Here is a 12,212-nt window from a genome sequence, read left to right as displayed (position 1 = left end):
TTTCAGTCTCTTTTCGTCTGTCGTGCAGACGCCTCAGGGCGTCAAGCGCCGCGACGCTGTGACGACGGCCCGGACTCCTCGTCCTCGTCGTCGTCATCCCTGTTGTAGAGGTCCGCGTACCGAGCGTACGGGTCGTCCTCGTCCAGTTCGTCGTCGTCTACCTCGACCGGCTCGCTGACAGGCAGCGGTTCCACGGTCGATGCGCCCAGCTCGTTGGCCAGACGCGAGAGGTCAGTCCCGCCGCTGCTGTACTTCAGCTGGCGGGCGACCTTCGTCTGCTTGGCCTTTGCCCGGCCGCGCCCCATGGCTCGACCCCCTCGGTGACGGGGCTCGACGGCCCCAGAGTCTGACACGCGTTCATGGTTCGGAGCGGGCTCTCCGTGGAGAGACCGTCCGTAGGGGTTTAACGGTACCTGCTTCCGCGGCCATACGGTACGCCGCCCGCATGACGCGCCCCGGTGCAGAACCAACAAGGCGCCCCGTCCTCGCTGGTCAGCTGCGATTTTAACCTTTTCCTGGCGGGCGACCCGCCGAAGTGCAGTGAGTTCCGTCTCGCCGCACCCCGGCGGGCACGCCCAGGAGCCCCTGGAAGTGCCTAGACCGCGCGCGCGGCGCGGCCGTCGGCCATCCGCTGCTCGGCGATCCGGTCGGCCGCAGCGGCGGGCGGAATGCCGTCCGCCTTCGCGCGAGCAAAGATCTCCAGCGTGGTGTCGAAGATCTTCGTGGCCTTGGCCTTGCAGCGGTCGAAGTCGAAGCCGCGCAGCTCGTCGGCGACCTGGATGACACCGCCCGCGTTGACCACGTAGTCGGGCGCGTAAAGGATCCCGCGGTCCGAGAGGTCCTTCTCGATGCCCGGGTGGGCGAGCTGGTTGTTCGCCGCGCCGCAGACGATCGTCGCGGTGAGCGCCGGGACGGTCTCGTCGTTCAGGGCGCCGCCGAGCGCGCAGGGGGCGTAGATGTCCAGGCCCTCGATGCGGATCAGCGCGTCCGTGTCGACGACCGCGGTGACCTTGCCCGGGTGCTTGTCGAGGATGCGCTGCACCGACTCCTGGCGGACGTCCGTGATCACGACCTCGGCGCCGTCCTCCAGCAGGTGCTCGACCAGGTAGTGGCCGACCTTGCCGACACCGGCCACGCCGACCTTGCGGCCGCGCAGGGTCGGGTCGCCCCACAGGTGCTGGGCGCTGGCGCGCATGCCCTGGAAGACACCGAAGGCGGTGAGGACCGAGGAGTCGCCGGCGCCGCCGTTCTCGGGGGAGCGTCCGGTCGCCCAGCGGGTCTCGCGGGCCACGACGTCCATGTCGGCCACGTAGGTGCCGACGTCGCAGGCCGTCACGTAGCGGCCGCCGAGGGACTCCACGAACCGGCCGTAGGCCTGGAGGAGTTCCTCGCTCTTGAGGACGTCCGGGTCGCCGATGATCACGGCCTTGCCGCCGCCGAGGTCGAGGCCGGCGAGGGCGTTCTTGTACGACATGCCGCGCGAGAGGTTCAGCGCGTCGAGGACGGCCTCCTCGTCGGAGGCGTAGGCGTGGAAGCGCGTACCGCCGAGGGCGGGGCCCAGGGCGGTGGAGTGGATGGCGATGACGGCCTTCAGGCCGGTGGCGCGGTCCTGGCACAGCACGACTTGCTCGTGGCCGCCCTGCTCCGAACGGAACAGGGTGTGCAGGACGCCGTCGGTCATTTCGGTCACGGTGGTGACTCCCATGGAAGAGATGCGGCGGAAAGACGCCCGCCCTGCGGGTGGGGGAGGGCGTGCTGGGAGCAGAGTAAGACCTGAGGGCCGTCCGTAGGTGACCTGTCCGAGGATCGAAACACTCCCGTGGTACGAGGGCGCGCGGGCGCCCGGAGGTGAACCGGGCCCTGCGGAAGGGCAGTACGAGAGCGTGAGCGAATCCTCCGATCTCCCGCTGCCGTCCGCGCGCTCCGCGCCGACCGTCCCGTACGCCTCCTACCTGCGCGTCTACGAGCCCTTGGCGGCCTTCGCCGAGCCGGAGCGCACGCACTGGGCCGACTACGCCCGGCGCGGGGCGACCCCCACCGCCCAGGACGAACTGCGCCGGTCGCTGTCGGACTTGGTGCGGGTCCCGGTGGTGGGGGTGCCGGCCCACGAGAGCGCGGACGCCTTCACGGTGGTGGTCGACGGGGTGCTGCTGATCTGCCCGTGGCGCACCCGGCTGCGCGGCTGGCTGGCGCTGCAGGAGCTCGTCGAGTGGTTCCCGCGCCCGGTCCTGGACGCGGCGCTCCCGCCGGGGACCCGCCGGCAGGCGGCCGAGGACTACGAGCGTTGGCGCGAGCGGAACCCGGACGCGCGCCCGTGGATCCGTACCGGGGTGTGGCAGGTTCCGCTGCGCTGGTTCGTCCTGGTGGCGGACGAGGAGCGGGACCACGTGCCGGGCGAGCGGCTGCGCTACCGCACGCCGATGGTCCAGGCCCGGCGGCGACTCGCGCGGGCGCTGCGGACCCTGCGCGACGCGGAGGGGTACGGGTCGCTCGCAGACGGGCTGGCGGAGGTGGGGAGCTGGCTGGAGGAGTTCCACCCGCGCTCGCTGGTCGAGCTGGACTACGGCGGGTTGGTGCACGCGTTGCCGGCGGACCGGCTGGCGGCCGACCGCTCGGCCGCGGATCTCGCGGCGGGCATCGCGGCCCTGCGGGCCGGGGACAGGGAGGGCGCGACCGAGGTCTACGAGGGGCTGGCGGAGCGTTGGCGAGCGGTCCGGGAGCGACTTTTCGCGAATTAGGCCGAAAGGGGCCTATGTGGCTGGTTTCACCCGAGAGGGGGTCACGCGTATCGTCCGGTATCGGTCGATCGGTCAATAATGGCTGATCAGAGGCCTGATCATGGCATTTGGGACGTAGTGCCAGGACCTACGTCCCGATACGGGCCATTGGCCCAAGCGTGACGGACCGCACTAACTACACCCTTGCGCCCTTCCCCTACCCTCGTGCCAAAATAGGACAAGGAGTCCGGGGAGGGTTCCTTCCGCCCAACTAAGGGCGGAATGCTCGGCATTGCACTCTACGGGGGGTCTGACGACTCCTGATCGCTCTGTGACTGATCGTCACAGTGGGGTGACTGTCCGCTATGGGACGGTCCATCGGCTTCCGCCGCTGATGAACACCTCGGAGGGCAATTCCGTCGGTTTGGCCGTCGAGGCTGGACGGATGGTGTAGTTGTAGTGCCGAGGACAAGCCGTTCGTCCTATAACCGACTCGGCCCGCGTATGTCCATTTCGGGCAACGCGGGCCAAGGTGCAGAATTTAGAGGAAAGAACCGAGATGGTTCGGTTCTCCCGAGGAGGCCGCTCATGACCGCTCGCACCCCTGATGCCGAGCCGCTGCTGACCCCGGCTGAGGTTGCCACGATGTTCCGCGTGGACCCGAAGACGGTCACCCGCTGGGCCAAGGCTGGCAAGCTCACGTCCATCCGCACCCTGGGTGGACACCGCCGGTACCGCGAGGCCGAGGTTCGCGCACTGCTCGCGGGAATTCCGCAGCAGCGCAGCGAGGCCTGAGGTCGCGTAAACACCCCGCTTTAACGGGTTTATCGGGTCCCCCAATCCGATGAGACCCACATAGCTTCAAACGACCGGGTCTGCCCCAACAGGTCCCAGGTCGTTCGATCGCGCTGGACTCCGCCGGGTCCAGCGCGATCTTTTTTATGCCCAGGTCAGGGCGGTCTCGATCGCGCGAGGGACTACCGGCGGGGTAGGTGCCATTGCACATATTCTATCGAGCGAGCGTATGGGTGCGATAAAAGTATGAGTCTCAAAAACTCATGTGGTGACTCCCGTCACAGATGATCACCCTTGTATATCCGGCAATGCACCCCGTAAAGGGGAAGTGCATCACGAGGCGCATCATGCGAACGGGGGATTCCGGGCGGCGACCCACGGTTCGCCCCCGTCGTGCCCCTGTCGGCCCCCGCCGCGTCCGGAGCGGCCGGGGTTCCGTCCGCACGAGGTGGGCGAACGCCGCAGGGGCCCCGGAGAGGGGGCGGAGGTGGCCGGGAGGTGTTCACGGGTGGCGCGGGCGCTCCACGAGCCCCAGGCGTCCCCCAAGGCCGCCCGGGCGATGTCACCCGCCAACGCGTCAGGGCCCGCATCCCCAGAGGGATACGGGCCCTGACGTTTCTGCGAACCTGACGGGACTTGAACCCGCGACCTCCACCTTGACAGGGTGGCGAGCTAACCAACTGCTCCACAGGTCCTTGATTTGCGGCCGCTCGGCGGCTGCGAATCAGACTGTACCGCAGCTCAGGGGGTGCAGTCGAACCGGACCACGGCGCCGGTCACGGAGCCGCCGCGTCCACCGCCTTCACGATGCGCTTGTCGGAGATCGGGTACGCCGTCCCGAGCGCGTGCGCGAAGTAGCTGACGCGCAGTTCCTCGATCATCCAGCGGATGTCCGTGACCGTGGACGGGACCGGCCGTCCCTTCGGCAACTGCTCCAGCAGCCAGGCGTACTCGTCCTGCATCTCGTGGACCTTCTCCATGCGCGTGGTGTCGCGCTGGACGCCCGTGGGCATCTGCTGGAGTCGCCGGTCCGCCGCCACCAGGTAGCGCATCAGGTCCGGCAGTCGGCGCAGCCCCGTGAGCGTCACGAAGCCGGCCGGCATCAGGGCCGCCAGCTGCGTCTTGACGTCCTGGATGTTCGCGACGAGCGCCAGGCTGCCCGTGGCCTTCAGTCGGCGCTCACAGGCCTGCCAGGCGGCCAGCACCTGCTGCACCTGGCTCACCGTGCGCACGGTCGTGTCCACCAGGTCGGCGCGGACGGCCTCGTAGAGCTTCCGGAAGCCCGCCTCGTCCCACGCCGGGCCGCCGTGGTCGGCGATCAGCTTGTCGGTCGCCGCGGTCGCGCAGTCGTCGAAGAGCGCCTGGATCGAGCCGTGCGGGTTTCGGGACAGGGCCAGCTTGTGCTGGTTGCTCAGATGGTCCGAGGCGAACTTCGCCGGATTCACCGGGATGTTCAGCAGGATGAGCCGCCGGGTGCCCAGCCACATCGCCTGCTGCTGCTCGGCTTCGGTGTCGAAGAGCCGGACCGAGACGCTCGCGCCCTCGTCGACCAGCGCCGGGTAGGCCTTCACCGGCTGGCCGGCCCGGCGGGTCTCGAAGACCTTGGTCAGGGTGCCGATCGTCCAGTCGGTCAGCCCGGTGCGCTCCACCGACTCCCCGCCCGCCCGCTCGGCGGTGGCCGCGGCGGCCTTGGAGAGGGCCTGGCGGGCCTTCGGCCGCAGCCTCAGCCGCAGGGCCTCCAGGTCCTTGTCCTCGGCGAGGTTCTTACGGCGCTCGTCGACGATCCGGAAGGTGATCTTGAGGTGGTCGGGGATCCGGCCGAGGTCGAAGTCCTCGGCCGAGACCGGGACACCGACCATCTGCTGGAGCTCGCGCGCCAGCGTGACCGGCAGCGGCTCCTGCAAGGGCACCGCCGTGTCCAGGAAGCGGCCGGCGTAGTTCGGCGCGGGTACGTAGTGCCGGCGGATCGGCTTGGGCAGCGAGCGGATCAGCTCGGTGACGACCTCCTCGCGCAGGCCCGGGATCTGCCAGTCGAAGCCCTCGTCGGTGACCTGGTTCAGCACCTGCAGCGGGATGTGCACGGTCACGCCGTCCGCGTCCGCGCCCGGCTCGAACTGGTAGGTCACCCGGAACTTCAGCTGCCCCTGCCGCCAGGAGTCCGGGTAGTCGGCCTTGGTGACCCCGGCCGCCTTCTCGGTCAGCAGCATCTCGCGCTCGAAGTCGAGGAGTTCGGGCTCCTCGCGCTTCTTGTGCTTCCACCACGAGTCGAAGTGCGCCCCGGAGACCACGTGCGCCGGGATCCGCTGGTCGTAGAAGTCGAAGAGCGTCTCGTCGTCGACCACGATGTCGCGGCGCCGGGCCCGGTTCTCCAGCTCCTCCACCTCGGTGAGGAGCTTGCGGTTGTCGGCGTAGAACTTGTGGTGGGTCCGCCAGTCGCCCTCGACGAGAGCGTTGCGGATGAACAGGTCGCGGGAGACCTCGGCGTCGATCCGGCCGTAGTTGATCTTCCGCTGGGCCACGATCGGTACGCCGTACAGCGTGACCTTCTCGAACGCCATCACGGCCGCCTGGTCCTTCTCCCAGTGCGGCTCGCTGTAGGTGCGCTTGACCAGGTGCTGCGCCAGCGGCTCCACCCACTCGGGCTCCACCTTGGCGTTCACCCGGGCCCACAGCCGCGAGGTCTCCACCAGCTCGGCCGACATCACGAACTTGGGCTGCTTCTTGAAGAGCGAGGAGCCCGGGAAGATCGCGAACTTGGCCGACCGCGCGCCCAGGTACTCGTTCTTGTCCGTGTCCTTGAGCCCGATGTGCGAGAGCAGACCCGCCAGCAGCGAGACGTGCACGACCTGCTCGGGGGCGTCGGCCTCATTGACGTGGATGCCCATGCCCTTGGCGACCGTGCGCAGCTGGGAGTAGATGTCCTGCCACTCCCGGATGCGCAGGAAATTGAGGTACTCCTGCTTGCACATCCGGCGGAACGAGGACGAGCCGCGCTCCTTCTGCTGCTCGCGTACGTAGCGCCACATGTTCAGGAACGAGAGGAAGTCGCTGGTCTCGTCCTTGAAGCGGGCGTGGTTCTGGTCGGCCTGGGTCTGCTTGTCCGAGGGCCGCTCGCGCGGGTCCTGGATGGACAGGGCCGCCGCGATGACCATGACCTCGCGGACGCAGTTGTTCTTGTCGGCCTCGATGACCATGCGGGCCAGCCGCGGGTCCACCGGGAGCTGGGACAGCTGGCGGCCCATCTGCGTGAGCCGCTTCTTGGGGTCCTTCTCCTCCGGGTCGAGCGCCCCGAGCTCCTGGAGGAGCTGGACGCCGTCGCGGATGTTGCGGTGGTCCGGCGGGTCGATGAAGGGGAACTTCTCGATCTCGCCGAGGCCGGCCGCGGTCATCTGGAGGATGACGGAGGCCAGGTTCGTCCGCAGGATCTCGGCGTCGGTGAACTCGGGACGGGCGTCGAAGTCGTCCTCGGAGTACAGCCGGATGCAGATGCCGTCGCTGGTACGACCGCAGCGGCCCTTGCGCTGGTTGGCGCTGGCCTGCGAGATCCGCTCGATCGGCAGGCGCTGGACCTTGGTGCGGTGGCTGTAGCGGGAGATCCGGGCCGTGCCCGGGTCGATCACGTACTTGATGCCGGGGACGGTCAGCGAGGTCTCGGCGACGTTGGTCGCGAGGACGATCCGGCGCCCGGTGTGCTGCTGGAAGACGCGGTGCTGCTCGGCGTGCGAGAGGCGTGCGTAGAGGGGGAGGACCTCGGTGAAGCGGAGGTTCCGTTTGTTCAGGGCGTCCGCCGTGTCGCGGATCTCCCGCTCACCGGAGAGGAAGACCAGGATGTCGCCCGGACCCTCGCCCTGGAGCTCGTCCACGGCCTCGCAGATCGCGGTGATCTGGTCCCGGTCGCTGTCCTCGGAGTCCTCCTCCAGGAGCGGTCGGTAGCGCACCTCCACCGGATACGTGCGCCCGCTGACCTCGACGATCGGCGCCTCGCCGAAGTGGCGGGAGAAGCGCTCGGGGTCGATGGTCGCCGAGGTGATGACGACCTTGAGGTCGGGACGCTTCGGCAGCAGCGTGGCCAGATAGCCCAGCAGGAAGTCGATGTTCAGCGACCGCTCGTGGGCCTCGTCGATGATGATCGTGTCGTAGGCGCGCAGCTCGCGGTCCGTCTGGATCTCGGCGAGCAGGATGCCGTCCGTCATCAGCTTCACGAAGGTCGCGTCCTGGTCCACCTGGTCGGTGAACCGGACCTTCCAGCCGACGGTCTGCCCGATCTCGGACTTCAGCTCCTCGGCGATCCGCTCCGCGACCGTGCGGGCGGCGATCCGGCGGGGTTGGGTGTGCCCGATCATGCCCCGGACGCCGCGGCCCAGCTCCATACAGATCTTGGGGATCTGCGTGGTCTTGCCGGACCCGGTCTCGCCCGCGACGATCACGACCTGGTGGTCGCGTATCGCCTCGGCGATCTCGTCCTTCTTCTGGCTGACGGGCAGGTTCTCGGGATACGTGACCTCCGGCATCCGCGAGGCACGGCCGGCCAGACGCTCGGCGGCCTTGGTGGCCTCCGCGGCGATCTCGTCGAGCACGGCCTGCTTGGCCTCGGGCTTGCGGATACGGCGGGCGCCTTCGAGGCGGCGGCCGAGGCGGTGCGCGTCACGGAGGGAGATCTCACCGAGAAGCGTCTGCAGGGCGGCGAAGGAAGTAGACATACCTGATCGAGGATCTCACCTGGGCCCTCCGGGTGGCGAACGCATTTGTCGGGTGGACCCGTACCATTTCGGGACGAGTCCGTCGGTCGTCCGTATGAGAGGCAGCCCACCTTGTCCCGCCCCCGCCTCTTCGGCTGCGCCGTGCTCGCGGTACTGGCGGTGTTGCTGGGCTGCGCGACCCAGGCGGTGGCGCTCGCCCCGACGCCCGGAACGGCCCCGGCTCCGGCCTCGGCCCCGACTTCTGTCGCGGCGGCCCCGGACCCGGGCCCGACCCTGGCCCCGGCTCCTGCCTCGGCTTCGGGCCCTGCAGCCGTCCCGGTCTCGGCCCCGGACACCGGATCGGCCATGGCGTGGCCGCGGGCGGCCGTTTCCACCGACGCCGACGGGCCCGCCTGCGCGCCGACGGCTCCGGGCCACGGCGGCTCGCCCGCCGTCCCCCGGCGTGCCGCGGGCGAGCAGCACGCCCAGGTCCCGCCGGTCCGGGCGGTGCCCGAGGACGCCGGTCCGGCCGCGGCCGGCACCGCGCGCAGCCCCGTACGCGGCCCCGACCGCCCGGCCCCCGACCGGCTGCGGCTCTGCGTGATGCGGGTCTAGAGGGACCGGTCCCCCGGTCCCGTCCCACCCACCCGCAGCACTGGAGCACCCGCATGCCCTCTTCCCCGAAGCCCGCCGCCAAGAAGTCCGCCAAGAAGTCCTCCGCCAAACCCCTGCTGATCTCCGCCGGGGTGGCCCTCGCCGCGATCACCCTCGGGCTCGTCTCCTGGCAGGCCACCGCACCCGACTCGACCGGCTCGGCCGGCTCCGCCGCCGAGGCCGCGCCCGCGACCGACCCCACCGCCGAGCTCAAGGCCCTGGCCCGCCGTGAATCCGGCGACAAGCTCGCTGTCGGCCGCGCCGACGCGCCCGTCGTGCTCATCGAGTACTCCGACTTCAAGTGCGGCTACTGCGGCAAGTTCGCCCGGGACACCGAGCCCGAACTGGTGAAGAAGTACGTGCAGGACGGCACCCTGCGCATCGAGTGGCGCAACTTCCCGATCTTCGGCGCCGAGTCCGAGGCCGCGGCCAAGGCCGCCTGGGCGGCCGGGCAGCAGGACCGTTTCGACGCCTTCCACGCGGCGGCCTACGCCGGCGGCTCGAAGGAGAAGGGCTTCGCCGAGCCCCGGCTCGTGGAGCTGGCCCGCGAGGCCGGGGTCCCGGACCTGGAGCGCTTCAAGGCGGACATGGCCGGCGAGCAGGCCGCCGCGGCCCTGCGCAAGGACCAGGAGGAGGGCTACCGCATCGGCGTCACCTCCACCCCCTCCTTCCTGCTGAACGGCAGGCCCATCGCCGGCGCCCAGCCGCTGGACACGTTCACGGCGGCCATCGCCAAGGCGAAGGCCGAGGCGGCGAAGCAGTGACCGACATCGGGTACCTGGCCGCCCTGCTGGGCGGCCTCCTCGCACTGCTCAGCCCGTGCAGCGCGCTGCTGCTGCCGGCCTTCTTCGCGTACTCCATCGACTCCACCTCGCGGCTCCTGGCGCGCACCGGGATCTTCTACGCGGGCCTCGCGAGCACCCTCGTACCGCTGGGGGCGGCCGGCTCGTACGCCGGGCGGTTCTTCCACAGCAACCGCGACCAGCTCGTGCTGGGCGGCGGTTGGCTGATCATCGCGCTCGGCCTGGCGCAGATCCTGGGCCTCGGCTTCGCCCCGAGGCGGATCTCGGAGCTGTCGGGCCGGATCCGGCCGACCACCGCCCTGTCGGTGTACGCGCTCGGCGCGGTCTACGGGCTGGCCGGCTTCTGCGCCGGCCCGATCCTGGGCAGCGTGCTGACGGTCGCGGCGGTCAGCGGCAGCCCCGTCTACGGCGGTGTCCTGCTCGCGGTCTACGCCCTGGGGATGGCCGTGCCGCTGTTCCTGCTGGCCCTGTTGTGGGAGCGGTTCGACCTGGGCAGGCGGCGCTGGCTGCGCGGGCGGGCCCTGCGCGTCGGCCGCTTCGAGCTGCACACCACCTCGCTGCTGTCCGGGCTGTTCTTCATCACCCTGGGCGGGCTGTTCCTCGCCTACGACGGGGCGAGCGCACTGCCGGGGCTGCTGGACGTGGACGACTCGTTCGCCGTGGAGCAGTGGGTCGGCTCGCTGGCGGACGCGGTCCCGGACGGGGCGCTGCTCGCCCTGGTCGCCGCGGGGGCGGCGGCCGTCGGCGTCGTGCAGTGGCGCCGCAGGGAGCGTGCGGCGGCGGCCGAGGCGGAGGGGGAGTAACCACAGAAGGCCCCGTCCGATGGACGGGGCCTTCTTGATGGTGGCTGGGGCCGGGGTCGAACCGGCGACCTATCGCTTTTCAGGCGATCGCTCGTACCAACTGAGCTACCCAGCCACGAAACCGTTTCCGGCTTCAGCGATCCTGACGGGACTTGAACCCGCGACCTCCACCTTGACAGGGTGGCGAGCTAACCAACTGCTCCACAGGACCTTGCAGTGTGCGAGAACAAGTCTTGCACACGGTAATGCGTACCCCCAACGGGATTCGAACCCGTGCTACCGCCTTGAAAGGGCGGCGTCCTGGGCCACTAGACGATGAGGGCTAAAGGCCCGCCGGGCACTTCTCAGCGCGTCGGGGACGTGAGAAGCATATGGGATCCGGGGAGCTATCGCCAAAACGGTTTCCCCCGGAGCGACAATGGCCGGGTGCTGGAGATGACGCGCGAGGAGTTCGAGGAGCTCGTCGCAGAGGCCCTGGACCGGATTCCGCCGGAGCTGACGCGGCTGATGGACAACGTGGCGGTGTTCGTCGAGGACGAACCACCCGCCGACGACCCCGAGCTGCTCGGCCTGTACGAGGGAACTCCCCTGACGGACCGCGGCGAGTGGTACGCCGGGGTGCTGCCGGACCGGATCACCATCTACCGCAATCCCACATTGCGCATGTGCGAGGACCGGGAGAGCGTGGTCGCCGAGACGGAGGTCACCGTGGTGCACGAGATCGCCCATCACTTCGGGATCGACGACGACCGGCTGCACGCGCTGGGCTACGGGTGACCCGGCCGGGTCCGGGGTCGGCTCCGGGGCCTGTTCCCGACGGGCCGGCGGAGGCGATCGACCCGGACGTCGACCTGCACGTACCCGCGCAGCGCGCCGAGCCGCAGGCCCGGGTCCTCGCGGCGGTGGCGGTCGGCGGCGCGGCCGGCGGCGCGGCGCGGTACGGGGTCTCCCTGCTGTGGCCGGCCGCGCCCGGGGCCTTCCCGTGGGCGACCCTGTGGATCAACGCCTCCGGCAGTGCGCTGATCGGCGTACTCATGGTGCTGATCAGCGAGGGCGGCCGGACGTCGCCGCATCCGCTGCTGAGGCCCTTCGCCGGGGTCGGCGTGCTCGGCGGCTTCACCACCTTCTCCACCTACGCGGTGGACTTCTCGCGGCTCCTGGACGAGGGGGAGACGGGGACCGCCCTGGCCTACGGCGGGTTCACGGTGGTGGCGGCGCTCGGCGCGGTGTGGGCGGCGGCCTCGGTGACGCGGCTCGCGCTCCGCGGGCGAGGGCGCGGCCCCGGACCCGGCGGCGGCCCGCGGTGAACTGGCTGCTCGTGGTGGCGGGCGCGGCCGTCGGCGCGCCGCTGCGCTACCTGTTGGACCGCGCGGTGCAGGCACGGCTGGACGGCCCGGACGCCGTCTTCCCCTGGGGCACCTTCGTGGTCAACGCGACCGCCTGCCTGATCCTCGGGACGCTGTCCGGGGCGGCGCTCGCGGGGGCCGCCTCCTCGCGGTGGCAGTTGCTGCTCGGGGCCGGGCTGTGCGGGGCGCTGAGCACGTACTCGACGTTCTCGTACGAGACGCTGCGGCTGGCCGAGCGGGGCCGCGGGTTCCTGGCCGCGGCGAACGTGGTGATGTCGGTGCTGGTCGGGCTGGGCGCGGTGCACCTCGGCTCGCAGGTCGCGCGACAGCTCCTCGGCTGAGTTCCGCCGAGTTCCGCGCGAGGTTCGGGCCAGGGGTTCGGCCGAAGGCGTGTCCCTTGTGGGTCAAAGGGAGT

The 12,212-nt window shown here is 70.3% G+C and carries 11 protein-coding genes and 4 tRNA genes; 8 read left to right on the top strand and 7 right to left on the bottom strand.

Annotated features, from left to right (window positions below; translation table 11 throughout):
• Positions 1–41 precede the first annotated feature (41 nt).
• Both OG624_RS19695 and OG624_RS19690 read right to left on the bottom strand, forming a co-directional pair.
• On the bottom strand, positions 42–305 hold the full coding sequence (locus OG624_RS19695) for a DUF3073 domain-containing protein (RefSeq protein WP_030009392.1): 264 nt from the start codon (positions 303–305) through the stop codon (positions 42–44).
• Between the two features lie 290 nt (positions 306–595).
• Positions 596–1,690, bottom strand: coding sequence for a Leu/Phe/Val dehydrogenase (locus OG624_RS19690; RefSeq protein ID WP_033223416.1), 1,095 nt, complete (start codon positions 1,688–1,690; stop codon positions 596–598).
• Between the two features lie 193 nt (positions 1,691–1,883).
• On the opposite strand from OG624_RS19690, the gene OG624_RS19685 reads away from it, so the two are divergent.
• Together OG624_RS19685 and bldC are read left to right on the top strand one after the other, a co-directional pair.
• A complete protein-coding gene (locus OG624_RS19685; protein WP_244290866.1) occupies positions 1,884–2,738 on the top strand; it encodes a hypothetical protein in 855 nt (284 codons plus the stop codon).
• A gap of 567 nt (positions 2,739–3,305) precedes the next feature.
• The gene (bldC, locus tag OG624_RS19680; protein WP_003949541.1) at positions 3,306–3,512 is read left to right on the top strand and encodes a developmental transcriptional regulator BldC; all 207 of its coding nucleotides are present in this window, start codon (positions 3,306–3,308) and stop codon (positions 3,510–3,512) included.
• 621 nt (positions 3,513–4,133) lie between these two features.
• Here the strand turns inward: bldC and OG624_RS19675 are convergent.
• Together OG624_RS19675 and hrpA are read right to left on the bottom strand one after the other, a co-directional pair.
• Positions 4,134–4,207: transfer RNA gene (locus OG624_RS19675), tRNA-Asp, on the bottom strand.
• Positions 4,208–4,288: 81 nt separating this feature from the next.
• Positions 4,289–8,212, bottom strand: a complete 3,924-nt coding sequence (gene hrpA / locus OG624_RS19670; RefSeq protein WP_371639648.1) for an ATP-dependent RNA helicase HrpA — start codon at positions 8,210–8,212, stop codon at positions 4,289–4,291.
• A 111-nt stretch (positions 8,213–8,323) separates the two neighbouring features.
• Between hrpA and OG624_RS19665 the strand changes: the two genes are divergently transcribed.
• Genes OG624_RS19665 through OG624_RS19655 form a run of 3 tightly spaced genes read left to right on the top strand, consistent with a single transcriptional unit; the run spans position 8,324 to position 10,451 of the window.
• Positions 8,324–8,806 (top strand): hypothetical protein, encoded by a 483-nt coding sequence (locus tag OG624_RS19665; protein WP_033223418.1) that lies wholly within the window; start codon positions 8,324–8,326, stop codon positions 8,804–8,806.
• Between the two features lie 53 nt (positions 8,807–8,859).
• Positions 8,860–9,609 carry a DsbA family protein gene (locus tag OG624_RS19660; protein ID WP_161289516.1) on the top strand — a complete coding sequence of 250 codons (750 nt, stop codon included), beginning with the start codon at positions 8,860–8,862 and terminating at the stop codon, positions 9,607–9,609.
• Positions 9,606–10,451, top strand: coding sequence for a cytochrome c biogenesis CcdA family protein (locus OG624_RS19655; protein WP_161289513.1), 846 nt, complete (start codon positions 9,606–9,608; stop codon positions 10,449–10,451). Before OG624_RS19660 ends, OG624_RS19655 begins: the two co-directional genes overlap by 4 nt.
• 38 nt (positions 10,452–10,489) lie before the next feature.
• Here OG624_RS19655 and OG624_RS19650 read toward each other — a convergent pair.
• The 3 genes from OG624_RS19650 to OG624_RS19640 form a co-directional block, all read right to left on the bottom strand.
• A tRNA-Phe gene (locus OG624_RS19650) sits at positions 10,490–10,566 on the bottom strand.
• A 22-nt stretch (positions 10,567–10,588) separates the two neighbouring features.
• Positions 10,589–10,662 (bottom strand) — tRNA-Asp (locus tag OG624_RS19645).
• Positions 10,663–10,701: 39 nt separating this feature from the next.
• Positions 10,702–10,774, bottom strand: a tRNA-Glu gene (locus OG624_RS19640).
• A gap of 103 nt (positions 10,775–10,877) precedes the next feature.
• Between OG624_RS19640 and OG624_RS19635 the strand changes: the two genes are divergently transcribed.
• Genes OG624_RS19635 through crcB form a run of 3 tightly spaced genes read left to right on the top strand, consistent with a single transcriptional unit; the run spans position 10,878 to position 12,138 of the window.
• A complete protein-coding gene (locus OG624_RS19635; RefSeq protein WP_030726307.1) occupies positions 10,878–11,228 on the top strand; it encodes a metallopeptidase family protein in 351 nt (116 codons plus the stop codon).
• The gene (locus OG624_RS19630; RefSeq protein ID WP_371639647.1) at positions 11,225–11,758 is read left to right on the top strand and encodes a FluC/FEX family fluoride channel; all 534 of its coding nucleotides are present in this window, start codon (positions 11,225–11,227) and stop codon (positions 11,756–11,758) included. The genes OG624_RS19635 and OG624_RS19630 overlap by 4 nt, the downstream gene beginning before the upstream one ends.
• On the top strand, positions 11,755–12,138 hold the full coding sequence (gene crcB / locus OG624_RS19625) for a fluoride efflux transporter CrcB (RefSeq protein ID WP_033223423.1): 384 nt from the start codon (positions 11,755–11,757) through the stop codon (positions 12,136–12,138). Before OG624_RS19630 ends, crcB begins: the two co-directional genes overlap by 4 nt.
• Positions 12,139–12,212: the final 74 nt, after the last annotated feature.

It is taken from the genome of Streptomyces virginiae (assembly GCF_041432505.1).
Classification (GTDB): domain Bacteria; phylum Actinomycetota; class Actinomycetes; order Streptomycetales; family Streptomycetaceae; genus Streptomyces; species Streptomyces virginiae_A.
The sequence above is the reverse complement of the archived record's forward strand: the minus strand, read 5'-3'. Positions and strand labels throughout refer to the sequence as shown.

What these genes read in the sequence shown, in the direction of transcription:
- bldC (WP_003949541.1), top strand. Translation starts at nt 3,306, where the DNA reads ATGACCGCTCGCACCCCTGATGCCGAGCCGCTGCTGACCCCGGCTGAG.
- hrpA (WP_371639648.1), bottom strand. Translation starts at nt 8,212, where the DNA reads ATGTCTACTTCCTTCGCCGCCCTGCAGACGCTTCTCGGTGAGATCTCC.
- OG624_RS19660 (WP_161289516.1), top strand. Translation starts at nt 8,860, where the DNA reads ATGCCCTCTTCCCCGAAGCCCGCCGCCAAGAAGTCCGCCAAGAAGTCC.
- OG624_RS19695 (WP_030009392.1), bottom strand. Translation starts at nt 305, where the DNA reads ATGGGGCGCGGCCGGGCAAAGGCCAAGCAGACGAAGGTCGCCCGCCAG.